The sequence below is a fragment of the Kitasatospora sp. NPDC059577 genome (assembly GCF_042735475.1).
In the GTDB taxonomy this organism is placed as follows: Bacteria; Actinomycetota; Actinomycetes; order Streptomycetales; family Streptomycetaceae; genus Kitasatospora.
On record NZ_JBHWBZ010000007.1, the window covers coordinates 27,484 to 51,407 of the forward strand.

Consider the following 23,924-nt stretch of genomic DNA (forward strand, 5'->3'; position numbering starts at 1 on the left):
GGCCGGGCAACCCGCACGGCCGCGCGGCACAGTGCCGCGAGCCCACAGGACCTCAGGGCCGCAGAACCTCCCCACCCCCGTTCAGCCACGAGCCGGACGGGGGTCCGGTCGGGGATGTGGCATGGACAGGGAGAAACGAGCAAGGTGGCAACACCCAAGTCGCGCCCGCGCGACGGCTACCCAGGGCGGGCGCTGGCCCTCATCCTGGTCGTCACCGTCGGACTGGTCGCCCTCATGTTCGGGACGGGCAACACCAAGCCCCGGCTCGGTATCGACCTCGCCGGTGGCACCAGCATCACGCTGACCGCGAAGTCGTCCGACCCCAAGGCGGTCAGCAAGTCCAACATGGACATCGCCACCGGGATCATCGAGCGCCGCGTCAACGGCATGGGTGTCTCCGAGGCGGAGGTCCAGACCCAGGGCGACAACACGATCATCGTGAACATCCCCAAGGGCGGCAACCAGCAGAACGCGGCGGACCAGGTCGGTACCACCGCCAAGCTGTTCTTCCGCCCGGTCCTGGCCGTGGCCCCGAGCGGTGTCACCGCCCCGGCGCCCACCGGCAGCCCGTCCGCCGGTGCCACCGGTACCCCGTCCGCCGGTGCGACCCCGTCCGCCGCCGCGACCGGCACGCCGTCCGCGAGCGCGAGCGCCACCAAGCAGGGCCGCACCGTCGGTGAGGCACTGGCAGCCGGCTCCTCCCCGTCCGCAGCCGCCACCGGCGCGAGCGCGGCCCCGTCCGCCGCCGCGACCGGCAGCGCCGCCCCGGCCGCCACCGGCACCCCGAGCGCCCCGGCCACTCCGCCGAGCGCCGCCGACCTGAGCGCCGCGATGACCCAGGGCACCGTGCCGCCGGAGCTGTCCGCGGCGTTCGCCGCCCTCGACTGCTCCAAGCCCGAGGTCCGCTCCGCCCAGACCGGCGCCGAGGACAAGGCCGTCGTCGCCTGCTCCCAGAAGGCCGAGAACGGCTACTACGAGAAGCTGGCGCTCGGCCCCGCGGCCGTGAAGGGCGCGGACGTCTCCAAGGCCCAGGCGAGCATCGACACCCAGACCGGTGCCGGCTGGCAGGTCCAGCTGCAGTTCAACGGCACCGGTACTGACGCCTTCGCCAAGGTCACCGGCCAGCTGGCCACCCAGACCCCGCCGAACAACCAGTTCGCCATCGTCCTGGACAACCAGGTCGTCTCGCACCCGCAGGTCAACGGCCCGATCCCGGGTGGCAGCGCGGTCATCACCGGCCGGTTCACCCAGGCCGAGGCGCAGGACCTGTCCAACGTGCTCAGCTACGGCGCCCTGCCGCTGGAGTTCACCAAGAGCGACATCACCACCGTCTCCCCGGCGCTCGGCAGCGACCAGCTCAAGGCCGGCCTCGTCGCCGGCCTGATCGGCATGCTGCTCGTCGTCGCCTACTCGCTGATCTACTACCGCGGCCTGGGCCTGGTCTCGATCGCCGGTCTGATCGTCTCGGCGATCATGACCTACTCGATCATGAGCCTGCTCGGCGGCGGGATCGGCTTCGCGCTGAACCTGCCCGCGGTCTGCGGTGCGATCGTCGCGATCGGCATCACCGCCGACTCCTTCATCGTGTACTTCGAGCGCATCCGCGACGAGGTCCGCGAGGGCGCCCCGCTGCGCCCGGCGGTCCAGCGGGCCTGGCCGCGCGCCCGGCGCACGATCCTGGTCTCGGACTTCGTGTCCTTCCTCTGCGCCGCCGTGCTCTACGTGGTCTCGGTCGGCAAGGTCCAGGGCTTCGCGTTCACCCTGGGTCTGACCACCGCGCTCGACGTCGTGGTGATCTTCCTGTTCACCAAGCCGCTGATCACGCTGCTGGCCCGCCGCAAGTTCTTCCTCGACGGCCACCCGTGGTCCGGCCTGGACCCGAAGCGGCTGGGCGCCCGCCCGCCGCTGCGCAGCAGCCGTCGCCGTAGCTCCTCCTCCTCTGCCGCCGTGAAGGAGGCCTGACACCGTGTCGCGCTTCTCCAATCTGGGCCACCGGCTCTACCAGGGCGAAATCAGCTTCGACTTCGTCGGGCGCCGCAAGCTCTGGTACTCCATCTCCGGCGTGATCGTGCTGGTCGCGGCGATCGGTCTGGCCATGGGCCTGCACCTGGGCATCGAGTTCAAGGGCGGCTCGGTCTACACCGTGTCCAAGCCCGGCCTGACCGTCTCGCAGGCGCAGGAGAAGGCCGACCAGGTCGTCTCCTCGCACCCGCTGGTGCAGTCGACCGACAACGGCAAGATCCGCATTCAGGTCAGCACCGAGGAGCCGAAGAGCTCGGACGAGGTGCGCGCGCAGCTCGCCGAGAAGGTCGGCGTTCCGCTGGACACCGTCGAGGCGCAGGTGATCGGCCCCAGCTGGGGCAAGCAGATCTCCAACAAGGCGCTCACCGGTCTGATCATCTTCATGATCCTGGTGACGGTCTACCTCGCGATCGCCTTCGAGTGGCGGATGGCGGTGGCCGCCCTGGTCGCCCTCATCCACGACCTCCTGATCACCATCGGGGTCTACGCCCTGGTGGGCTTCGAGGTCACCCCCGGTACGGTGATCGGCTTCCTGACGATCCTCGGGTACTCGCTCTACGACACGGTCGTCGTCTTCGACACCGTGAAGGAGAACACCAAGGGGCTCGCCAAGCAGAACAAGCTCACCTACAGCGACGCGGCCAACGCGGGCCTCAACCAGACCCTGGTGCGCTCGCTCAACACCACCGTGGTGGCGCTGCTGCCGGTCGCCGCGCTGCTGTTCATCGGTGGCGGCCTCCTGGGCGCCGGCACGCTGAACGACATCTCGCTCGCGCTGTTCATCGGCCTCGCGGCCGGTGCCTACTCCTCGATCTGCGTCGCCACCCCGCTGCTGGCGCAGCTCAAGGAGGAGCAGCCGGAGATGAAGGCGCTGCGCAAGCGCGTCCTGCAGCACCGGGCCGCGGCCGCCAAGGCCGGGGACGAGGGGCCCGCGGACGACGTCGCCGAGGAGGGCCAGCCCGCGGGCATGGTCGGTCAGCGCGGCAGCGCGGCCGGCTCCCGTGCCAAGGGCCGTCCGTCCACCAAGCGCTGAACCGAACCACGAACCCCGAGGACGACACCACCGTGACCACCGCCGACACCCCCCTGGCCGAGCTGCTGAACAGCCGGATCCGGGACGTCCCGGACTACCCGAAGCCGGGCGTGCTGTTCAAGGACATCGCGCCGCTGCTCGCCGACGCCGAGGCCTTCGGCGCCCTCACCCGGGCGCTGGCGGACCGTGCGAAGGAGCTCGGGGCGACCAAGGTGGTGGGCCTGGAGGCGCGCGGCTTCGTGCTGGCGGCCCCGGCGGCCGTCGAGGCCGGGCTCGGCTTCGTGCCGATCCGCAAGCAGGGCAAGCTGCCCGGCGAGGTGTTCCGGCGCTCGTACGAGCTGGAGTACGGCTCGGCGACGCTGGAGGTCCAGTGCGACGCCTTCGCACCCGGTGAGCGGGTGCTGGTGGTGGACGACGTGCTGGCCACCGGTGGGACCATCGGTGCCTCACTGGACCTCGTGAAGGAGGCCGGCGCCGAACTGGCGGGCGTCGTGGTGCTCATGGAGCTGGGTTTCCTGGACGGCCGCGCGCGGCTGGCCGGGCACCTGGCCGGCGCTCCGCTGGAGACGCTGGTCACGGTCTGAGGGACGTGTGCGAAGGGGCGGCGGCCGGAGCGATCCGACCGCCGCCCCTCCGTTTCCTGGCCCGGCCGGATGAACACCGGGGCGCCCGGCTCGGTACCATGAAGATTCATCCCCTCCCGGTTGTGTCCGCTCGTGCGGGCCCCGGCAGGGGTCGGCCCGGTGCCCCGAGGAGTTGTCCTTGCCCGACGAGGTTGTGCCCACGGCCGCAGCGGCCGCCCCCGAAGACCGTCCCACGCCCTCGGGGGCCACCCCGGCACGCCCGGCTCCGACCTCCCCGCGTTCGCCCGCCCCGTCCGGCCGCGGTTCCACCGGCGGCATGCGCGCCCGCCTGGCCCGCCTCGGCGGCCAGCGTTCCAGCGTGCTCAACCCCGTCCTGGAACCGCTGTTCCGTTCGATCCGGGCGAACGACCCCAAGGCCGACCCGGCGCTGCTGCGCGAGATCGAGAAGGCGTACGCGGTCGCCGAGAGGTGGCACCGCGGTCAGAAGCGCAAGAGCGGCGACCCGTACATCACCCACCCGCTGGCCGTCGCGACGATCCTCGCCGAGCTCGGGATGGACGCGCCGACGCTGATGGCCGGGCTGCTGCACGACACCGTCGAGGACACCGACTACGGCCTGGAGACCCTGCGCAAGGACTTCGGCGACTCGGTGGCCCTGCTGGTGGACGGCGTCACCAAGCTGGACCGGGTCAAGTTCGGCGAGGCCGCGCAGGCCGAGACCGTGCGCAAGATGGTCGTCGCGATGGCCAAGGACCCGCGGGTCCTGGTGATCAAGCTGGCCGACCGCCTGCACAACATGCGCACCATGCGCTACCTCAAGCGGGAGAAGCAGGAGAAGAAGGCCCGCGAGACGCTGGAGATCTACGCCCCGCTGGCGCACCGGCTGGGCATGAACACCATCAAGTGGGAGCTGGAGGACCTCGCCTTCGCGATCCTCTACCCCAAGATGTACGACGAGATCGTCCGGCTGGTCGCCGAGCGCGCCCCCAAGCGGGACGAGTACCTGGCGACGGTCATCGACCAGGTCCAGGCGGACCTGCGCGGCGCCCGGATCACCGCCTCCGTCACCGGCCGGCCGAAGCACTACTACTCGGTCTACCAGAAGATGATCGTCCGGGGCCGGGACTTCGCCGAGATCTACGACCTGGTGGGCATCCGGGTCCTGGTCGACACCGTCCGCGACTGCTACGCGGCGCTGGGCACCATCCACGCGCGGTGGAACCCGGTGCCGGGGCGGTTCAAGGACTACATCGCGATGCCCAAGTTCAACATGTACCAGTCGCTGCACACGACGGTGATCGGTCCCGGGGGCAAGCCCGTCGAGCTCCAGATCCGCACCTTCGACATGCACCGGCGGGCCGAGTACGGCATCGCCGCGCACTGGAAGTACAAGCAGCGCGCGGTCGCCGGGGCCTCCAAGGTGCGCACCGACACCCCGACCCAGGTCCGCAAGGACGACAAGGCCGGCGCCGTCAACGAGATGGCCTGGCTGCGGCAGCTGCTGGACTGGCAGAAGGAGACCGCCGACCCGGGAGAGTTCCTGGAGTCGCTGCGCTTCGACCTGGCCAGCAACGAGGTCTTCGTCTTCACCCCCAAGGGCGACGTGATAGCCCTGCCGGCGGGCGCGACCCCGGTCGACTTCGCCTTCGCGGTGCACACCGAGGTCGGCTACCGGACGATAGGCGCCCGGGTGAACGGGCGGCTGGTGCCGCTGGAGTCGACCCTGGAGAACGGCGACACCGTCGAGGTGTTCACCTCCAAGGCGGAGAACGCCGGCCCCTCCCGGGACTGGCTGGGCTTCGTCAAGTCGCCGCGCGCCCGCAACAAGATCCGCGCCTGGTTCTCCAAGGAGCGCCGTGAGGAGGCGATCGAGCACGGCAAGGAGGCGATCGTCCGGGCGATGCGCAAGCAGGGCCTGCCGATCCAGCGGATCCTGACCGGCGACTCGCTGGTCACCCTGGCCCACGAGATGCGCTACCCCGACATCTCCTCGCTCTACGCCGCGATCGGCGAGGGGCACGTCGCCGCGCAGAACATCGTCCAGAAGCTGGTCCAGGCGCTCGGCGGCGAGGAGGGCGCGACCGAGGACCTGGCGGAGACCGCCACCCCGACGCACGACAACCGCCGGGCGGCGCGCCGCAGGGCCAAGGGCGACCCGGGCGTGATCGTCAAGGGCGTCGAGGACGTCTGGGTCAAGCTCTCCCGCTGCTGCACCCCGGTGCCCGGCGACCCGATCGTCGGCTTCGTGACCCGCGGCAACGGCGTGTCGGTGCACCGCGCCGACTGCGTCAACGTGGAGTCGCTGAGCCAGCAGCCGGAGCGCATGATCGACGTCGAGTGGGCGGCCACCCAGTCCTCGGTCTTCCTGGTGGCCATCCAGGTCGAGGCGCTGGACCGCTCCCGCCTGCTCTCGGACGTCACCCGGGTGCTCTCCGACCAGCACGTCAACATCCTGTCGGCGGCGGTGCAGACCTCACGCGACCGGGTGGCGATGAGCCGCTTCACCTTCGAGATGGGCGACCCGAAGCACCTCGGCCACGTGCTCAAGGCGGTGCGCGGTGTCGAGGGCGTGTACGACGTCTACCGCGTCACCTCCGCCCGGAAGTGACGGCGGTGTCGAAGTGACGGCGGTGTCGCGCCGGACGTGACGGGAACGGCATGACGAAGGCCCCCGGGGAAGCTCCCCGGGGGCCTTCGTCGTCCGGACGGTCCGTTCGGCGGTGATCAGCCGCTGAACTCCTCCTGGCTCTTGTGCGCCTGCTCCAGCAGCGTCTGCACACCGGCCAGCTCGGACTCAAGCTTGGCGACCTTGGAGGCGTTGCCGGCGGCGCGGGCCCTGTCCAGGTCGGCCTGGATCTTGTCGGCCTTGGCCTGGAAGAGGCCGACCATGCCGGCCGCGCGGGCCTTGGCCTCCGGGTTGGAGCGCTTCCACTCGCTGTCCTCGGCCTCGCGGATGGCCCGCTCGACCGCGTTCAGCCGGCCGTCCAGCTTCGGACGGACCTCGCGCGGCACGTGCCCGATCGCCTCCCAGCGCTCGTTGACCTCGCGCAGCGCGGCCTTGGCGGCCTTCAGGTCGGTGATCGGCAGGATCGCCTCGGCCTCGGTGGCCAGCGCCTCCTTGAGCTTCTGGTTCTCCACCTGCTCGGCGTCCCGCTCGCTGAACACCGCGGAGCGGGCCTGGAAGAAGACGTCCTGCGCGCCGCGGAACCGGGCCCACAGCTCGTCCTCGATGTCGCGCTGGGCACGGCCGGCGCCCTTCCAGCGCGCCATCAGGTCGCGGTAGGCGGCCGCGGTGCTGCCCCAGTCCGTGGACGAGGACAGCGCCTCGGCCTCGGCGACCAGGGCCTCCTTGGTCTGCCGCGCGGTCTCGCGCTCGGCGTCCAGGGTGGCGAAGTGCGCCTTGCGGTGCTTGGAGAAGACCGAGCGGGCGTGCGAGAAGCGGTGCCACAGCTCGTCGTCGCTCTTGCGGTCCAGGCGGGGCAGGCCCTTCCAGGTGTCCACCAGGGCGCGCAGCCGGTCCCCGGCCTCCCGCCACTGGGTCGACTCGGCGAGCTGCTCGGCCTCGGCGACCAGGGCCTCCTTGGCCGCGCGGGCCTCGTCCTGCGCCTTGGCGCGGGCGGCCTTGCGCTCCTCGCGCCGGGTCTCGATCTCGCCGGCGAGCGTGTCCAGCCGCTTGGCCAGGGACTCCAGGTCGCCGACCGCGTGCCCCTCGACCACCTGCGCGCGCAGGTGCTCCAGTGCGGTCTGGGCGTCCTTGGCGGCCAGGTCGGTGGTGCGCACCCGCTTCTCCAGCAGGCCGATCTCCACCTCGATGCCCTGGTACTTGCGCTCGAAGTAGGCGAGGGCCTCCTCGGGCGAGCCGGCCTGCCAGGAACCCACGACGCGTTCGCCGTCGGCCGTCCTGACGTAGACCGTGCCCTGCTCGTCCACACGGCCCCACGGGTCGCTGCTCATAGCGCGTCCTCCACATGACGTCGCGCCCGCGCCGGGGCGGCGCGCGACCGTCGTCCACAGTTGATGTGCGGCGGACCGATGAGTCCGCCGTCCCCGTCCGCCGTGCCTTGCTGCCGAGGGTGGCGGCTAGGCGGGTCCGGGCACCCTATACAACGCCAACATAGGCGACCAGGCCCGGTGCTGTCCGCATCCGGGCCGGGCGATTTCGGGCCGGGGCCGGGCGGCGGCGGTGCGGACACCGCGCGCCGACCGTCCCGGGATTGCTCAACCCTTCGACACTGTAAGGGCGTTGAGCGTCACGTCCGCCATCGGGTGGCCGTCCGTGCCGCCCTCCAGGGTGCCGGCGGCGGCGATCTTCTGCACCACGTCCAGGCCGCCGGTGATCTTCCCGAAGGGGGTGTACTTCGGCGGCAGCGGGGTGTCCTTGTAGACCAGGAAGAACTGGCTGCCGTTGGTGCCCGGGCCGGAGTTGGCCATCGCCACCGTGCCCGCCGGGTACGTCGCGCCGGTCAGGTTCTCGTCCGCGAACTTGTAGCCGGGGTCGCCCGCACCGCCCGGGACCGTCGCGCTGGCGGTCGGGTCGCCGCACTGCAGCACGAAGATGTTGCTGGTGGTGAGGCGGTGGCACTTGGTGTGGTCGAAGTACTTCTCACCGGCCAGGAACGAGAAGGAGTTCACCGTGTGCGGGGCCTTGGCCGCGTCCAGCGCGATCGTGACCTTGCCGCAGTTGGTGTCCATCGTCATGGTGTACGAGCCGGCCGCGTCGACCGACATGGCCGGCTCGGCCTGCCACTTCTTGCCGTTGGGGGCGCCCGGCGCGGGGTCGGTGCAGCCCTCGACCGGCTTGCGGGTCGGGGCGGTCGGCTCGGCCGCCTGGGTCGGCGCGGCCTGCGCGCCGTTCGCGGCGCTCTTGCCCTTGTCATCCGAGTTGAACGCGCCGGTGGCGAAGAGCGTCCCGCCTCCGGCCAGGACAACGACGGCGAGCGACGCGCCCATGATCGTGTTGCGGCGCTTGCGGGCGGCCGCCATCTCGACCCGGCGCTCCATCTGGCGCTCGTACTTCTCGCGGGCGAGCTGCCGCCGCCGCTGTTCGCTACTGACCACCGGCCGTGTCTCCTACGGATGTGCGGGAAAAGTGGATGGATTCCGGAGCGGATCATCGCATCCCTCGGCGGCCAAGTGTAGGGACCGGGCCCGTAAGGACGCGGTGAACCTGTCAGACGGCCCGTCCCGCCAGCCCTATCTGGTTCGCAACCGGAGCCGGACCGCCGGTAGGCTGCCCCTGAGTAACCAATAGGCAGCATCACTACTGGTGGTTCTCGCTCACCGACCGCCGCACACCCGAAGGACGCGCGTGTTCATCGCCGGATTCCCCGCTGGAGCCTGGGGCACCAACTGCTACCTGGTCGCTCCGGCGGCGGGCGAGGAGTGCGTCATCGTCGACCCCGGCCACCAGGCGGCCCGCGGCGTCGAGGACATGGTCCGCGAGCACGGGCTCAAGCCCGTCGCCGTGCTGCTCACGCACGGCCACATCGACCACGTGGCCTCGGTGGTCCCGGTCTGCGGCGCCCGCGGCGTCCCGGCCTGGATCCACCCCGAGGACCGGTACATGATGTCCGACCCGGAGAAGGCGCTCGGCCGCTCCCTGGGCACCCAGTTGATGGGCGAGCTCACCGTCGGCGAGCCCGACGACGTGCGCGAGCTCACCGACGGCAGCGTGCTGGAGCTGGCCGGCCTGCAGCTCACCGTGGACCACGCCCCGGGCCATACCGGGGGGTCGGTGACCTTCCGGACGCCCGGTGCCGAGGACCTCCCCCCGGTGCTGTTCTCGGGCGACCTGCTGTTCGCCGGCTCCATCGGGCGTACCGACCTCCCGGGCGGGGACAGCGAGGCGATCATGACGTCGCTGGCCCGGGTGTGCCTGCCCCTCGACGATTCCACCGTGGTCCTCTCCGGCCACGGCGGTCAGACCACCATCGGCCGCGAGCGCGCCACCAACCCCTACCTCCGACAGGCAGCGGGGGCGGCCGGCGCCCCGGCTTTCCCGCGACGAGGAATGTGACGGAAGAGAAGTTGAGCACCTTCACCGCCCCCAAGGGCACCTACGACCTGCTGCCCCCCAGCTCCGCGACCTTCCTGGCGATCCGCGAGCGCATCGCCGCGCCCGCCCGCCGGGCCGGTTACGGCTACGTCGAGACCCCGGTCTTCGAGGACGTGAAGCTGTTCTCCCGCGGCGTCGGCGAGTCCACCGACATCGTCACCAAGGAGATGTACACCCTCACCACCAAGGGCGGCGACGAACTCGCGCTGCGCCCGGAGGGCACCGCGTCGGTGCTGCGTGCCGCGCTCCAGGCCAACCTGCACAAGCAGGGCAACCTGCCGGTCAAGCTCTGGTACTCCGGCTCGTACTACCGCTACGAGCGCGCCCAGAAGGGCCGCTACCGCCAGTTCTCCCAGGTCGGCGCCGAGGCGATCGGCGCCGAGGACCCGGCACTGGACGCCGAGCTGATCATCCTGGCCGACGACGCCTTCCGCTCGCTGGGCCTCGCCGACTACTCGCTGCTGCTCAACAGCCTCGGCGACAAGCAGTGCCGCCCGGTCTACCGCGCCGCGCTGATCGAGTTCCTCTCCGGCCTGGACCTGGACGAGGACACCCGCCGCCGCGCCGGGATCAACCCGCTGCGCGTCCTGGACGACAAGCGCGAGTCGGTGCAGGAGCAGCTGGTCGGCGCCCCGATGCTGCGCGACTACCTGTGCGAGGACTGCAAGGCGTACGACGAGAAGGTCCGCGAGCTGCTCACCGCGGCCGGCGTGGCCTTCGTGGACGACCCGAAGCTGGTCCGCGGCCTGGACTACTACACCCGCACCACCTTCGAGTTCGTGCACAACGGCCTCGGCGCGCAGTCCGCGATCGGTGGCGGCGGCCGCTACGACGGCCTCTCCGAGATGATCGGCGGCCCGGCGCTGCCGTCCGTCGGCTGGGCCCTCGGCGTGGACCGCACCTACCTCGCACTGGAGGCCGAGGGCGTCACCCTCGACCTGCCGGCCGCCACCGCCGTGTACGCGGTCGCGCTCGGCGAGGAGGCCAAGAACGTCCTGTTCGCCAAGGTGGTCGAGCTGCGCCGGGCCGGCGTGGCCACCGACCTCGCCTTCGGCGTCAAGAGCATCAAGAACGCCATGAAGTCCGCCGACCGGTCCGGCGCCCGCTTCGCCCTGATCGCCGGGGACCGGGACCTCGCCGAGGGCGTCGTCCAGCTCAAGGACCTGAGCACCGGCGAGCAGACCCCCGTCGCCCTCGACGCACTCGCCACCACCCTGAAGGAGAAGCAGCTGTGATCCGCACGCACGACGCGGGCACGCTCCGCCCGGAGCACGCAGACACCACCGTCACCCTGGCCGGCTGGGTCGCCCGCCGCCGCGACCACGGCGGCGTGGCCTTCATCGACCTGCGCGACGCCTCCGGCACCGTGCAGATCGTGGTCCGCGACCTGGACTCGGTGCACGGCCTGCGCGCCGAGTACTGCGTCAAGGTCGTCGGCGACGTCCGCGTCCGCCCCGAGGGCAACGAGAACCCCGACATCCCGACCGGCGCCGTCGAGGTCGTCGTCAGCGCGATCGAGGTCCTCTCCGAGGCCGCCCCGCTGCCCTTCCCGGTCGCCGAGTACGAGCCGGGCACGGTGAACGAGGAGGTCCGGCTGCGCTACCGCTACCTGGACCTGCGCCGTGAGGGCCCGGCCAAGGGCCTGCGGCTGCGCTCCAAGGTCAGCAACATCATCCGCCGGGTGATGGAGGAGAACGACTTCCTCGACATCGAGACGCCGTACCTCACCCGCTCCACCCCCGAGGGCGCCCGCGACTTCCTCGTCCCGGTCCGCCTGCAGCCCGGCCACTGGTACGCGCTGCCGCAGTCGCCCCAGCTGTTCAAGCAGCTGCTGATGGTGGCCGGCATGGAGCGCTACTACCAGATCGCCCGCTGCTTCCGCGACGAGGACTTCCGCGCCGACCGGCAGCCGGAGTTCACCCAGCTGGACATCGAGGCCTCCTTCGTCGACCAGGAGGACATCCTGGCCCTCGGCGAGAAGATCATCGGTGCGATCTGGCGCGAGGTGCACGGCTACGAGGTCCCCAACCCGCTGCCGCGGATGACCTACGCGGACGCCATGGGCCGCTACGGCTCCGACAAGCCGGACGTCCGCTTCGGCCAGGAACTCACCGACCTCACCGAGTACTTCAAGGGCACCGAGTTCCGCGTCTTCCAGGCCCCGTACGTCGGCGCCGTGGTCATGCCCGGCGGTGCCTCGCAGCCGCGCAAGCAGCTGGACGCCTGGCAGGACTGGGCCAAGGCGCGCGGCGCCAAGGGCCTGGCCTACGTGCTCATCGACGCCGAGACCGGCGAGCTGCGCGGCCCGGTCGCCAAGAACCTGTCCGCGGAGCACCTGGCCGGCCTGGCCGCCGCCGCGGGCGCCAAGAACGGCGACGCGGTCTTCTTCGCGGCCGGCAAGGAGCGCGCCTCGCAGGAGCTGCTCGGCGCCGCCCGTCTGGAGATCGGCCGCCGCTGCGAGCTGATCGACGAGTCCAAGTGGGCCTTCCTCTGGGTCGTCGACTTCCCGATGTTCGAGCCGATCGAGGACGACAAGGGCGCCTTCCAGGGCTGGCACGCGGTGCACCACCCGTTCACCGCCCCGACCGGCGAGTCGCTGGACACCTTCGACACCGACCCCGGTGCGGCGCTGTCCAACGCGTACGACCTGGTCCTCAACGGCTCGGAGCTGGGCGGCGGTTCGATCCGTATCCACCAGCGCGACGTGCAGAAGCGGGCGTTCGACGCGATCGGCCTCTCCGAGGAGGAGGCGGCCTCGCAGTTCGGCTTCCTGCTGGACGCGTTCAACTACGGCCCGCCGCCGCACGGTGGTGTCGCCTTCGGTCTGGACCGGATCGTCACCCTGCTCGGCGGGTACGACACCATCCGCGACGTCATCGCCTTCCCGAAGACGTCCACCGGTGGTGACCCGCTGACCGGCGCCCCGACCCCGATCACCCCGGCGCAGCGCCGCGAGGCCGGCGTGGACGCCCAGCCCAAGGTCCGCGAGGACGCCAAGTCCGAGGCTCAGCCCAAGTCCTGACGACGCGTCATCCGCTAACCTGCAACGGCCCCGGACGGTTCACCCACCGTCCGGGGCCGGTCCACAACGGTGTGTGACACAGGGAGGGTCGACCCCATGCAGGTCACAACGAGAATCGAATGTCCGCAGGACGCCCCGGCGACCAGACGCGTCCACATGGCCGCGTTCCCCGGTCCGGACGAGGCCGACCTGGTCGACGCGCTGCGCCGCCATCCCGCCTGGCTGCCCGGGCTGTCGGTGGTCGCCGTGGACGACACCGGGCTGGTGGTCGGCCACGCGCTGCTCACCCGGCTGCAGGTCGGGGACGGCGACGCGGTGGCGCTCGCGCCGGTCGCCGTGGCGCCCGAGTGGCAGCGCAGGGGCGTCGGCGAGCTCGTCGTCCGGGCCGTGCTGTCGGCGGCCGAGGACGCGGGGGAGAAGCTCGTGGTCGTCCTCGGCGATCCGGAGTACTACGCGCGGTTCGGCTTCGCGCCGGCCGGGCGGCACGAGGTCGTCGGCCCCTTCGAGGTGCCGGAGGCCTACTTCCAGGCGCTGCCGCTGACGGCGTACGACGGCGGCCCGCGCGGGCTCTGCCGCTACCCCGAGCCCTTCGTCGCGGTCTAGACCGCCGCACTCCTCCCGTTCCGCCGCCGCCCGGTTCCGTTCCGGCCTGCGAATTCGCCGTGCTGCGCCTACGGTGAGTGTGCATCAGCACGGGTCGGACGGAGGGTCAGAGGGTGGCCGAGGAGCAGTGGACCGCGAAGCCGGAGCGACTGGCGAAGAGGCCGTACGAGCGGGAGCTGCTGCGGCTGCAGCAGGAGCTGGTGAAGCTCCAGGAGTGGGTGCGGGTCGAGGGCGCCCGCGTGGTGGTGGTCTTCGAAGGACGTGACGCCGCGGGCAAGGGCGGGGCGATCAAACGGGTGACGGAGTACCTGCACCCGCGCATCGCCCGGGTCGCGGCGTTGCCCATGCCGACCGAGCGGCAGAAGTCCCAGTGGTACTTCCAGCGGTACGTCGAGCACCTGCCGGCGGCCGGGGAGATCGTGCTGTTCGACCGCAGCTGGTACAACCGCGCCGGGGTGGAGCGGGTGATGGGCTTCTGCAGCGACGAGGAGTACTGGCAGTTCCTGCACCAGTGCCCGACCTTCGAGCGGATGCTGATCGAGGCGGGCATCCTGCTGCGCAAGTACTGGTTCTCGGTGAGCGACACCGAGCAGGAGCGGCGGTTCCGGGCCCGGCTGGGGGACCCGATGAAGCGCTGGAAGCTCTCCCCGATGGACGTCGAGTCGATCACCCGCTGGGAGGACTACTCGCGGGCCAAGGACGAGATGTTCATCCACACCGACGTCCCGGACTCGCCCTGGCACGTGGTGGAGAGCGACGACAAGCGCCGGGCCCGGATCAACATGATCTCCCACCTGCTCTCCACCGTGCCGTACCACGAGATCAAGGCGCCGCAGATCGAGCTGCCGCCGCGGCCGGCCTCGCGCGGCTACCAGCGGCCCCCGCGCGACCTGCAGAAGTACGTCCCGGACCACGCGGCCGGGCTGCTCGGCTAGGCCGGGTCCTCGTCGCCCCGGGCGGCGGGCGGCGGGCGAGGCCGTCCGCCGCGGGACCCGCTGTCCGAGCGCTCGCATAGGCTTCCGGTGTGGACGAACCGGACCTCTTCACCGCCGCCGCCGAGGAACGCCAGGCCAAGGAGCCCGGGCGGGCGCCCCTGGCCGTACGGATGCGACCGCGCACCCTGGACGAGGTCGCCGGGCAGCGGCAGCTGCTGAAGCCCGGTTCGCCGCTGCGGCGGCTGGTCGCGGGCTCGCGCGGGCCGGCGGCCACCAGCTCGGTGATCCTCTGGGGGCCTCCCGGCACCGGGAAGACCACCCTGGCGCACGTGATCAGCCAGGCCGTCGAGGGGCGCTTCGTCGAGCTTTCCGCGATCACCGCCGGGGTCAAGGAGGTCCGGGCGGTGATCGACGGCGCCCGGCGGGCGGTCGGGATGTCAGGCCGGGAGACGGTGCTCTTCCTGGACGAGATCCACCGCTTCTCCAAGGCCCAGCAGGACTCGCTGCTGCCCGCCGTGGAGAACCGCTGGGTCACCCTGATCGCGGCGACGACCGAGAACCCGTACTTCTCGGTGATCTCCCCGCTGCTGTCCCGCTCGCTGCTGCTCACCCTGGAGTCGCTGACCGACGAGGACATCCGCGCGCTGCTGCGCCGCGCCGTGGCCGACGAGCGCGGCCTGGAGGGCGCGCTGGAGCTGACCGGGGAGTCCGAGGACCACCTGGTGCGGCTGGCCGGCGGCGACGCCCGGCGGGCGCTCACCACGCTGGAGGCGGCGGCCGGGGCGGCGTTGGAGAAGGGCGAGTCGAGCATCACGCTGGCCACCACGGAGACGGCCGTCAACCAGGCGGCGGTGCGCTACGACAAGGACGGCGACCAGCACTACGACGTGGCGAGCGCGCTGATCAAGTCGATCCGCGGCAGCGACGTGGACGCGACCCTGCACTACCTGGCCCGGATGATCGAGGCCGGCGAGGACCCGCGGTTCATCGCCCGCCGGCTGATGATCTCGGCCAGCGAGGACGTCGGCCTGGCGGACCCGACGGCGCTGCAGACGGCGGTGGCGGCCGCGCAGGCGGTGGCCCTGATCGGCTTCCCGGAGGCGCGGATCATCCTCTCCCAGGCAGCGATCGCGCTGGCCCTGGCCCCCAAGTCCAACGCGGCCTACCTGGCGATCGACGCGGCGCTGGCGGACGTCCGGCAGGGCCTGGCGGGCGCGGTGCCGGCGCACCTGCGGGACGCGCACTACGGCGGTGCGGGCAAGCTCGGCCACGGCAAGGGCTACCAGTACCCGCACGACCTGCCGGAGGGCATCGCCGGCCAGCAGTACGCTCCGGACGCGGTGCACGGCAAGGAGTACTACCAGCCGACGCGGCGCGGCGGCGAGGCCCGCTACGCGGACGTCGTGGACTGGACCCGGGGGCGGCTGCGCGGGGAGCGGCGGAGCGAGAAGAAGCCGGAGCGGAAGCCGGAGCCGAGGCCGGCGTCGAAACCGGACCCGGATCCGGCGCCGACGCCGGAGCGGGAGCCCGGGCAAAAGGGCGAGTGATCGGCGGCTATACTCGATCGGAGTGCCATGTCCCGGGACGGCGGCGGGGGAGACCCCACCGACCGGCCGCACCAGCGGGACACCGGCCGTAGGCCCCTTCCGAGGGGCCCGCAACAGGAGCGTCGCGCACCGTTTCGGTGTCGCGGGTGGCCCGGGGTTCCGGACCGTCCGTGTGACAAGCACTCTCGTGCCCGGCTCCGGAGAGCGGCTGATCCCATCGCGCAGGCGGCGGGGTTTTCTCCGGGTCGCGACGTGCGACCTCCGTCAACACCTGGTGGAAGCCGTATTCGTAAGCAAGGAAGGTTTGGTTCATGGCGAACCAGAAGCGTCCCAAGGTCAAGATCGCGCGTGCGCTCGGCGTGCCGCTGACCCCGAAGTCCGTCAAGTACTTCGAGGCCCGCCCGTACCCGCCCGGCCAGCACGGCCGTGGTCGCAAGCAGAACTCGGACTACAAGGTCCGTCTGCTCGAGAAGCAGCGTCTGCGCGCCCAGTACGACCTGAGCGAGAAGCAGATGGCGCGCGCGTTCGACCGCGCGAAGAAGGCCGAGGGCAAGACCGGTGAGGCGCTCGTCGCCGAGCTGGAGACCCGTCTGGACTCCCTGGTGCTGCGTTCGGGCATTGCCCGCACCATCTACCAGGCCCGCCAGATGGTCGTCCACGGCCACATCGAGGTCAACGGTGGCAAGGTCAACAAGCCGTCGTACCAGATGAAGCCGGGCTTCGTGGTGACCGTCCGCGAGCGCAGCAAGGAGAAGGTCCCGTTCCAGGTCGCCCGTGAGGGTGGCTACGCGGGTGAGGGCCAGACCCCGAAGTACCTCGAGGTCAACCTGAAGGCCCTGGCCTTCCGCCTGGACCGCGCGCCGCAGCGCAAGGAGGTCCCGGTGATCTGTGACGAGCAGCTCGTCGTCGAGTACTACTCGCGCTGACCCGCGAGTGGTTCCGCTCTTCGCGTGACCACCAGCGAGCCCCCGTCGCCTTTCGAGGCGGCGGGGGCTCGCCGTTTTCCGGTTGTGCCCGGTGCTCAGACGCTCTCGCCGGCCATGGCGGCGGCCAGCCGCAGGTGCGGGCGGGCCTCCTCGGTGCGGCCCTGGCGCTCCAGGGTGCGGCCGAGCATCATCCGGGCGTAGTCCTCGGCCGGGTTCGCCTCCAGGATCCGGTGCAACTCGGCCTCGGCGCGGCCGAGTCGGGCGGAGTGGTAGTAGCTGCGGGCGAGCAGCAGCCGGACGGAGAGGTTGGCCGGCTCCTCGGCGAGCACGCCTTCGAGCATGCGGGCGGCATCGGTGTACGCCTTGGAGTCGAAGTAGAACTTCGCCATGCGGTACTCGTCGGCGGCGTTGTGGACGGCCATGGTGCTCCTTCCGGGTGGATCCTTGCCTCCTCAAGCAATGGGCAAGCTTCAGCTATTCCGGCCTGTGAGACGGCCCTTCCGGCCCGTGCCTCAGCCCTTCCGGGCCGGCGAGGGGGCCGGGGCCGGCGGCACCGAGAAGGGCCCCGCGCCCGGCTCCGAACCCTCCGCCGAACCTCCTCCGCCGAGCGCCCGGGAGACGGCCTCGTCCAGGTCCAGCCGGGCGCCGGCCCGGTAGCACTCCTCGTACTCCTGCTCGGCCAGACCGGCCCGGGCCCGCTCGGCGCACTCCTGGTGGGTGCCGAAGAAGTTCCGTGAGCCGAGGAACGGGGTGCCGACCGTGCGCCAGATCCGGTGCGCGGCGCCCTGCAGCACCCGGGCCTCGCGCAGGTCGCCCGGCTCGCCCGGGCCGCTCGGCTCGGTCTCCAGCAGCGCCAGCAGGTCGATCCCCAGCACGATGCCGAGCAGGTCGTGGAACAGGTGGTTCAGCCGGACGCACTCGCGGGCCAGCGCACGGGCCGCCTGGACCGCGCCGTCCAGCCAGTGCGAGTACGCCATCGCGTACAGCACGTACGCGTACGCCCACTGCTCGCCGTGCTCCTCGCACAGTTCGCGGGCCTGGCCGAACCAGAGCTCGCCGCTGTCCAGGTCGCCCTGGAAGAGGTAGGCCAGACCCAGCTCCAGCATCGCCATCACCACGTTGCTGTTGAGCTCGCCGATGGTCCGGTAGTGCCAGAGAGCCTCCTCGAAGAGCTCGGCGGCGCGGTTCGGGTCGTCGCCGATCAGGGCGGCGCAGCCCTGGCGGTGGACGGCGTAGGCGAGGGCCCGGTCGTCGCCGGTGTCCAGGGCCTGGCGGCGGCACTCCTCCAGGGCCGGACGGGCGGCGCCCAGGTCCCCCTGCAGCGTGGCCGTGTAGCCGGTCACCCACAGCGCCTTGGCGCGGGCCTCGGTGGGTTCGCGGCCCAGGGCGAGCGCGCGGTCCAGCCAGTGCCGCCCCTCGCCGAGGTGGCCGCAGCCGACCCAGTAGAACCAGAGCGTGCCGGCCAGCAGCAGCGCGATCTGCTCCTCGCCGGGCTCGGCGAGGCAGAACTCCAGTGCCGCGCGGAGGTTGGTGTGGGCCAGCTCGGTGCGTTCGGCGGTCTCCGCCTGGCGGGGGCCGAACCACTCGACCTCGCCCCAGGTGGCGACGCCGAGGTACCAGTCCCGGTGGCGGCGGAGCAGCCGCTGCTCCTCGCCGGTGGCGCGCAGCCAGTGGCCGCCGTACTCGCGCAGGGTGTCCAGCAGGCGGAAGCGGACGCCGAAGGCGCTGTCCTCGCGCAGCACCACGGACTTGGCGACGAGTTCGTCGACCAGGTCCAGCACGTCCTCGGGCTCGATGCCCTCGCCGGCGCAGACGTACTCGGCGGCTTCGAGGTCGAAGCTGCCGGCGAAGGCCGAGAGGCGGGCCCAGAGTAAACGTTCCTGCACCGTGCAGAGCTCATGACTCCAGCCGATCGTCGTGCGCAGCGTCTGGTGCCGCGGCAGCGCCGTCCGGGAGCCGCCGGTGAGCAGCCGGAACCGGTCGTCCAGACGGGCGGTGATCTGCTCCACCGACAGCGCCCGCAGCCGTCCGGCCGCCAGCTCCACGGCCAGCGGGATGCCGTCCAGCCGTCGGCAGAGCACGCCGACCGCCTCCGCGTTCGCCTCCGTCACCTCGAAGGACGGCAGGACCGCCCGGGCCCGCTCGGCGAACAGCCGCACCGCGTCCGGCAGCGCGCCGCGCTCCGGGGCACCCGCGGGCACCGGACCGACCGGCAGCGGCGCGAGGGTCAGCAGGTGCTCGCCGTAGGCCCGCAGCGCGGTGCGGCTGGTGGCCAGCAGCCGCAGGCCCGGCAGCGCCCGCAGCAGCGCGTCCGCCAGCTCGGCGCAGGCCTCCACCAGGTGCTCGCACCCGTCCAGCACCAGCAGCAGGCGCCGGTCGGCCAGCTGCTCGGTCAGGACGTCCAGCGGCGGACGGGCGGTGCCGTCGGTCAGCCGCAGGGCCTCCAGGACGGCGTGGCCGAGCAGCAGCGGGTCCTGCACCGGGGCCACGTCCACCAGCCAGGTGCCGTCCGGGAAGACGGCGTCCGCGCGGGCCGCCGCCCGCAGCGCCAGCCGGCTCTTGCCCACCCCGCCGGGGCCGGTCACCGTCACCAACCGGGCGGCGGCCAGCAGGTCCGCCACGTCCGCCAGCTCCCGCCGGCGCCCGACGAACCCCGTCACCTCGGCCGGCAGCCGGCCGCACTCCGGCCCGCGCGGCCCCGCCGCGGGCTCCCCGGGCTGTGCTGTCCAGTCGCCGGCCAACCGCTGCTCCCCGTGTTCCAGGCCGGACCGTCGCGGTCCGGACGTGCTCGGGCCGTCCGCGCGACGGCCTGCCTGGCAGAACGAGGTGACCGGCCGGTAGGTTACGCGCGCGGATCGCACACCCGGTCGGATCGCCCGGGGCCGCGACCCGGTCCGGAAACCGGGCGTGGGCGCGATAGGGTTCCGTCTGGAGAACAGCAAGGCGAGGGAGCGCGCAAAGGTGTCCGTGGGAGAGCTGGCCGGATTGCTCGTCGCCGTGTTCTGGGCGGTCCTGGTCACCCTGCTCGCCGTCGTGCTGGTCCGCCTCTCCCGGGTGCTGAAGGAGGCCGCCGTGCTGGTCTCCGCGGTCACCGATCAGGCCGTGCCCCTGCTGACCGACGCGGGCGCCGCGGTGCGCAGCGCCAACGAGCAGTTGGAGCGGGTCGACGAGATCACCGCCAACGTGCAGGACGCCGCCGCCAACGCCAACGCGCTCTCCTCCACCGTGGCCGCCACCCTGGGCGGACCGCTGGTGAAGGTCGCGGCCTTCAGCTACGGCGTCCGCAAGGCCGTCGCCAAGCAGCAGGGCACCCTGCCGTCCGTGCCGCTGCAGACCGGCGAGCGCGAGGAACTGGCCCGGCTGATCCGGGCCGAGGTGCGCGCCGCGACCGCCCCCAGGGGCGGTCTGCTCTCCAGGGTCCGGCGAGCGGTGAGGGGCTGACGGCATGGTGCGACGCATCTTCTGGATGGCGGTCGGCGCCGGCGCCACCGTCTGGGCCATGAACAAGGCCAACGAGGCCGTCCAGCGGCTCACCCCGGACAGCCTCTCCGGCACCGCCGCGCGCGGTGCGCTGCACCTGGGCGACCTGGCCAAGCAGTTCGCGCAGGACGTGAAGGCCGGCATGGCCGAGCGCGAGGAGCAGCTGAAGGACGACCTCGGCCTGCGCGGCACCGCCGTGGCGGAGCCCCGCACCGCGCGCAGAGCCCGCCCGTCTCCCGCCACCGCCCTTCCTGGGAAACGCTCCGCGTTGCCCCTCTCCGGCGAGCCGCAGTACCGAGCTATCTCGGCGGCGCCCGGCAGCCCGGCCGCCGCCCTGCCCCCCGCCCGCAGTGCCCGCACCACCCCCCGGACCACTGAAGAAACGCCCCGCCGCGCCCTGCCGCCGCGGGGCGGCACCCCGAACCGGAAGGACCACTAATGGAGTCGGCTGAGATCCGCCGCCGCTGGCTGCGCTTCTTCGAGGAGCGCGGCCACACCGTCGTTCCGTCGGCGTCCCTGGTTGCCGACGACCCCACCCTGCTGCTCGTCAACGCCGGCATGGTGCCGTTCAAGCCCTACTTCCTGGGCGAGGTCAAGCCGCAGTTCTCGCGCGCCACCAGCGTCCAGAAGTGCGTGCGCACCCTGGACATCGAGGAGGTCGGGAAGACCACCCGGCACGGCTCCTTCTTCCAGATGTGCGGCAACTTCTCCTTCGGCGACTACTTCAAGGAAGGAGCCATCAAGTTCGCGTGGGAGCTGCTCACCAGCCCCGTCGCGGACGGTGGCTACGGCCTGGAGAAGGAGAAGCTCTGGATCACCGTCTACAAGGACGACGACGAGGCCGAGCAGATCTGGCGTGACGTCATCGGCGTCCCGTCCGAGCGCATCCAGCGCCTCGGCATGAAGGACAACTTCTGGTCGATGGGCGTCCCCGGCCCGTGCGGCCCGTGCTCGGAGATCAACTACGACCGCGGCCCCGCGTACGGCGAGGAGGGCGGCCCGGCCGTCAACGGCGAGCGCTACCTGGAGATCTGGAACCTGGTCTTCATGCAGTACGAGCGCGGCCACGGCGACGGGAAGGACGGCTTCGAGATCCTCGGCGACCTGCCGAGCAAGAACATCGACACCGGCCTCGGCCTGGAGCGCCTCGCCGCCATCCTGCAGGACGTCGACAACCTCTTCGAGATCGACACCAGCCGGATGATCCTCGACCGTGCCGCCGAGCTCACCGGCCACACCTACGGCGCCGACCACAAGTCGGACGTCTCGCTGCGCGTGGTCACCGACCACATCCGCACCGCGCTCATGCTGGTCGGCGACGGCGTCACCCCCGGCAACGAGGGCCGCGGCTACGTGCTGCGCCGCATCCTGCGCCGCGCCATCCGCAACATGCGCCTGCTGGGTGCCACCGAGCCGGTGGCCAAGGAGCTCATCGACGTCGCCATCAAGGCGATGGCGCCGCAGTACCCCGAGCTGGAGACCGACCGCAAGCGCATCGAGACGGTCGTCATCGGCGAGGAGGGCGCCTTCCTGCAGACCCTGAAGGCGGGTACCAACCTGCTGGACGCCGCGGTCACCGACACCAAGCAGTCCGGTGGCGTGGTGCTCTCCGGCGAGCAGGCGTTCAAGCTGCACGACACCTACGGCTTCCCGATCGACCTCACCCTGGAGATGGCCGAGGAGCAGGGCCTCCAGGTCGACGAGGCCGGCTTCCGCCGCCTGATGCAGGAGCAGCGGGACCGCGCCAAGGCCGACGCCAAGGCGAAGAAGATGGGCCACGCCGACGTCGCCGCGTACCGCGACGTCGCCGACAAGGCCGGCGCGAGCGTCTTCACCGGCTACGCCCTCACCGAGGGCGAGGCCACCGTGGTCGGCCTGCTGGTGGACGGCGTCCCCTCGCCGGCCGCCTCCGAGGGCGACGAGGTCGAGATCATCCTCGACCGCACCCCGTTCTACGCCGAGGGCGGCGGTCAGCTCGCCGACCACGGCCGGATCCGGCTGGAGTCCGGCGCGGTGGTGGAGATCCGCGACGTGCAGCAGCCCGTCCCGGGCGTCATCGTGCACTCGGGCGGCGTGCTGTTCGGCGAGGTCGTGCTGGGCGCCTCGGCGTACGCCACGATCGACACCGAGCGCCGCCGGTCGATCGCCCGCGCCCACTCGGCGACCCACCTGACCCACCAGGCGCTGCGCGACGCGCTCGGCCCGACGGCCGCCCAGGCCGGCTCCGAGAACGCCCCCGGCCGTTTCCGCTTCGACTTCGGCTCGCCCGCCGCCGTCCCGGGCAGCGTGCTGGTCGACGTCGAGCAGAAGATCAACGACGTGCTGGGTCGTGAACTGGACGTCACCGCCGAGGTCATGACGATGGACCAGGCCCGCAAGGCCGGTGCCATCGCCATGTTCGGCGAGAAGTACGGCGACGAGGTCCGGGTCGTCTCCATCGGCGACTTCTCCAAGGAGCTGTGCGGTGGCACCCACGTCGGCAACACCGCCCAGCTGGGCCTGGTGAAGCTGCTCGGCGAGTCCTCGATCGGCTCCGGCGTGCGCCGCGTGGAGGCGCTGGTCGGCGTCGACGCGTACAAGTTCCTGGCCCGTGAGCACACCGTGGTCTCCCAGCTCACCGAGCTGGTCAAGGGCCGTCCGGAGGAGCTGCCGGAGAAGATCTCGGGCATGCTCGCCAAGCTCAAGGACGCCGAGAAGGAGATCGAGCGCTTCCGCGCCGAGAAGGTGCTGGCCGCCGCCGCCGGCCTGGCCGACTCGGCCGAGGACGTGCACGGCATCGCCGTGGTCGCGGCCCAGGTCGCCGACGGCGTGGGCGCGGACGAGCTGCGCAAGCTGGTCCTGGACGTGCGCGGCCGCCTCGGCTCGCGCCCGGCCGTGGTCGCCGCCTTCACCGTGGCCAACGACCGCCCGCTGACCGTGATCGCCACCAACGAGGACGCCCGCGGCCGCGGCATCAAGGCCGGCGAGCTGGTCCGGACCGCCGCCAAGACCCTCGGCGGCGGCGGTGGCGGCAAGGACGACGTCGCCCAGGGCGGCGGCTCCAACCCGGCCGCGGTCGGCGAGGCCATCGCCGCGGTGCGCGGCCTGGTCGCGGAGCGCGCCAGCTGATGGAGCAGGAGGAGAGGCCCTTCCGGCGTGGGCGGCGGATCGCCGTCGACGTCGGTGACGCCCGGATCGGGGTCGCGTCCTGCGACCCCGACGGGGTGCTCGCCACGCCCGTGGAAACCGTCCCGGCCGGCGTGAAGTCGCAGGCCAGGATCGCCGCCATCGTCGAGGAGTACGACGCGATGGAGGTGATCGTCGGGTTGCCCCGCTCGCTGAGCGGCAAGGAGGGCCCGGCGGCGGAGAAGGTCCGCGGGTACGCGGCGCGGCTGGCCAACCGGCTCTACCCGGTGCCGGTGCGGCTGGTGGACGAGCGGATGTCGACCGTCACGGCGACCCACGGGCTGCGCGCCTCCGGGGTCAAGGCGAAGAAGGGCCGCTCGGTGGTCGACCAGGCCGCCGCCGTGGTGATCCTGCAGACCGCCCTTGAGTCCGAACGGGTGAGCGGACGCCCGCCCGGTGAGAGCGTCGAGGCGGTCGGCTGAGGAGCCTGATCTAACGTCCCGGTTGAGGGGTGGGGGGGGGGGGGGGGGCCCCGGGCCCCCCCCCGGCGCTGTGGGATTGTGTCACCACGGGCGGGTGGTAGGTGTGGGGGGGTTTTGGGGGGCCCGGCGG

At 72.0% G+C, this 23,924-nt stretch carries 19 protein-coding genes; 15 read left to right on the forward strand and 4 right to left on the reverse strand.

Features of this window, described 5'->3' with window-relative positions:
• Positions 1–144: 144 nt before the first annotated feature.
• From secD to ACFV0O_RS09030, 4 genes are all read left to right on the forward strand, one after another.
• Positions 145–1,962 (forward strand): protein translocase subunit SecD, encoded by a 1,818-nt coding sequence (gene secD, locus ACFV0O_RS09015; RefSeq protein ID WP_380338373.1) that lies wholly within the window; start codon positions 145–147, stop codon positions 1,960–1,962.
• 4 nt (positions 1,963–1,966) lie between these two features.
• Entirely contained in the window at positions 1,967–3,055 is a 1,089-nt protein-coding gene (gene secF / locus ACFV0O_RS09020) for a protein translocase subunit SecF (protein ID WP_380338376.1), read from the forward strand.
• A 32-nt stretch (positions 3,056–3,087) separates the two neighbouring features.
• Complete coding sequence (locus ACFV0O_RS09025) at positions 3,088–3,639, forward strand: adenine phosphoribosyltransferase (RefSeq protein WP_380338379.1); 552 nt, start codon at positions 3,088–3,090, stop codon at positions 3,637–3,639.
• Positions 3,640–3,817: 178 nt separating this feature from the next.
• Positions 3,818–6,247, forward strand: coding sequence for a RelA/SpoT family protein (locus ACFV0O_RS09030; RefSeq protein WP_380338382.1), 2,430 nt, complete (start codon positions 3,818–3,820; stop codon positions 6,245–6,247).
• Positions 6,248–6,363: 116 nt separating this feature from the next.
• Here ACFV0O_RS09030 and ACFV0O_RS09035 read toward each other — a convergent pair whose 3' ends face one another.
• Positions 6,364–7,593, reverse strand: a complete 1,230-nt coding sequence (locus ACFV0O_RS09035) for a DUF349 domain-containing protein (protein ID WP_360266322.1) — start codon at positions 7,591–7,593, stop codon at positions 6,364–6,366.
• Between the two features lie 264 nt (positions 7,594–7,857).
• On the reverse strand, positions 7,858–8,697 hold the full coding sequence (locus tag ACFV0O_RS09040) for a peptidylprolyl isomerase (protein ID WP_380338387.1): 840 nt from the start codon (positions 8,695–8,697) through the stop codon (positions 7,858–7,860).
• 250 nt (positions 8,698–8,947) lie between these two features.
• Between ACFV0O_RS09040 and ACFV0O_RS09045 the strand changes: the two genes are divergently transcribed.
• The 7 genes from ACFV0O_RS09045 to rpsD all read left to right on the forward strand — a co-directional run bounded on the left by ACFV0O_RS09045 (position 8,948) and on the right by rpsD (position 16,727).
• The gene (locus ACFV0O_RS09045) at positions 8,948–9,655 is read left to right on the forward strand and encodes an MBL fold metallo-hydrolase (RefSeq protein ID WP_360266327.1); all 708 of its coding nucleotides are present in this window, start codon (positions 8,948–8,950) and stop codon (positions 9,653–9,655) included.
• 11 nt (positions 9,656–9,666) lie between these two features.
• Positions 9,667–10,929 carry a histidine--tRNA ligase gene (hisS, locus tag ACFV0O_RS09050; protein WP_380338392.1) on the forward strand — a complete coding sequence of 421 codons (1,263 nt, stop codon included), beginning with the start codon at positions 9,667–9,669 and terminating at the stop codon, positions 10,927–10,929.
• Positions 10,926–12,716, forward strand: coding sequence for an aspartate--tRNA ligase (gene aspS, locus ACFV0O_RS09055; RefSeq protein WP_360266332.1), 1,791 nt, complete (start codon positions 10,926–10,928; stop codon positions 12,714–12,716). Before hisS ends, aspS begins: the two co-directional genes overlap by 4 nt.
• Before the next feature lie 96 nt (positions 12,717–12,812).
• The gene (locus tag ACFV0O_RS09060; RefSeq protein WP_360266334.1) at positions 12,813–13,319 is read left to right on the forward strand and encodes an N-acetyltransferase; all 507 of its coding nucleotides are present in this window, start codon (positions 12,813–12,815) and stop codon (positions 13,317–13,319) included.
• Between the two features lie 113 nt (positions 13,320–13,432).
• Positions 13,433–14,254, forward strand: coding sequence for a polyphosphate kinase 2 (gene ppk2, locus ACFV0O_RS09065; protein ID WP_380338397.1), 822 nt, complete (start codon positions 13,433–13,435; stop codon positions 14,252–14,254).
• Between the two features lie 89 nt (positions 14,255–14,343).
• On the forward strand, positions 14,344–15,801 hold the full coding sequence (locus tag ACFV0O_RS09070; protein WP_380338400.1) for an AAA family ATPase: 1,458 nt from the start codon (positions 14,344–14,346) through the stop codon (positions 15,799–15,801).
• A 311-nt stretch (positions 15,802–16,112) separates the two neighbouring features.
• Positions 16,113–16,727: a 30S ribosomal protein S4 gene (gene rpsD / locus ACFV0O_RS09075; RefSeq protein WP_063346792.1), complete on the forward strand. Its 615-nt coding sequence runs from the start codon at positions 16,113–16,115 to the stop codon at positions 16,725–16,727.
• 95 nt (positions 16,728–16,822) lie between these two features.
• On the opposite strand, the gene ACFV0O_RS09080 is transcribed toward rpsD, so the two are convergent.
• Positions 16,823–17,149, reverse strand: coding sequence for a tetratricopeptide repeat protein (locus ACFV0O_RS09080; protein WP_380338406.1), 327 nt, complete (start codon positions 17,147–17,149; stop codon positions 16,823–16,825).
• A 90-nt stretch (positions 17,150–17,239) separates the two neighbouring features.
• Positions 17,240–19,468 carry an ATP-binding protein gene (locus tag ACFV0O_RS09085; protein WP_380338410.1) on the reverse strand — a complete coding sequence of 743 codons (2,229 nt, stop codon included), beginning with the start codon at positions 19,466–19,468 and terminating at the stop codon, positions 17,240–17,242.
• 220 nt (positions 19,469–19,688) lie between these two features.
• On the opposite strand from ACFV0O_RS09085, the gene ACFV0O_RS09090 reads away from it, so the two are divergent.
• Genes ACFV0O_RS09090 through ruvX form a run of 4 tightly spaced genes read left to right on the forward strand, consistent with a single transcriptional unit; the run spans position 19,689 to position 23,794 of the window.
• The gene (locus tag ACFV0O_RS09090; RefSeq protein WP_360266349.1) at positions 19,689–20,168 is read left to right on the forward strand and encodes a DUF948 domain-containing protein; all 480 of its coding nucleotides are present in this window, start codon (positions 19,689–19,691) and stop codon (positions 20,166–20,168) included.
• Between the two features lie 4 nt (positions 20,169–20,172).
• Positions 20,173–20,646, forward strand: a complete 474-nt coding sequence (locus ACFV0O_RS09095) for a DUF6167 family protein (protein WP_380338413.1) — start codon at positions 20,173–20,175, stop codon at positions 20,644–20,646.
• A complete protein-coding gene (gene alaS / locus ACFV0O_RS09100) occupies positions 20,646–23,315 on the forward strand; it encodes an alanine--tRNA ligase (protein ID WP_380338416.1) in 2,670 nt (889 codons plus the stop codon). Before ACFV0O_RS09095 ends, alaS begins: the two co-directional genes overlap by 1 nt.
• On the forward strand, positions 23,315–23,794 hold the full coding sequence (ruvX, locus tag ACFV0O_RS09105) for a Holliday junction resolvase RuvX (RefSeq protein WP_360266355.1): 480 nt from the start codon (positions 23,315–23,317) through the stop codon (positions 23,792–23,794). The genes alaS and ruvX overlap by 1 nt, the downstream gene beginning before the upstream one ends.
• The last annotated feature ends 130 nt before the right edge of the window (positions 23,795–23,924 follow it).

Excerpts from the sequence above, each read along its gene's own strand:
- rpsD (WP_063346792.1), top strand. The coding sequence starts at position 16,113 with ATGGCGAACCAGAAGCGTCCCAAGGTCAAGATCGCGCGTGCGCTCGGC.
- alaS (WP_380338416.1), top strand. The coding sequence starts at position 20,646 with ATGGAGTCGGCTGAGATCCGCCGCCGCTGGCTGCGCTTCTTCGAGGAG.
- ACFV0O_RS09060 (WP_360266334.1), top strand. The coding sequence starts at position 12,813 with ATGCAGGTCACAACGAGAATCGAATGTCCGCAGGACGCCCCGGCGACC.
- ACFV0O_RS09095 (WP_380338413.1), top strand. The coding sequence starts at position 20,173 with ATGGTGCGACGCATCTTCTGGATGGCGGTCGGCGCCGGCGCCACCGTC.
- ruvX (WP_360266355.1), top strand. The coding sequence starts at position 23,315 with ATGGAGCAGGAGGAGAGGCCCTTCCGGCGTGGGCGGCGGATCGCCGTC.
- ACFV0O_RS09035 (WP_360266322.1), bottom strand. The coding sequence starts at position 7,593 with ATGAGCAGCGACCCGTGGGGCCGTGTGGACGAGCAGGGCACGGTCTAC.
- ACFV0O_RS09080 (WP_380338406.1), bottom strand. The coding sequence starts at position 17,149 with ATGGCCGTCCACAACGCCGCCGACGAGTACCGCATGGCGAAGTTCTAC.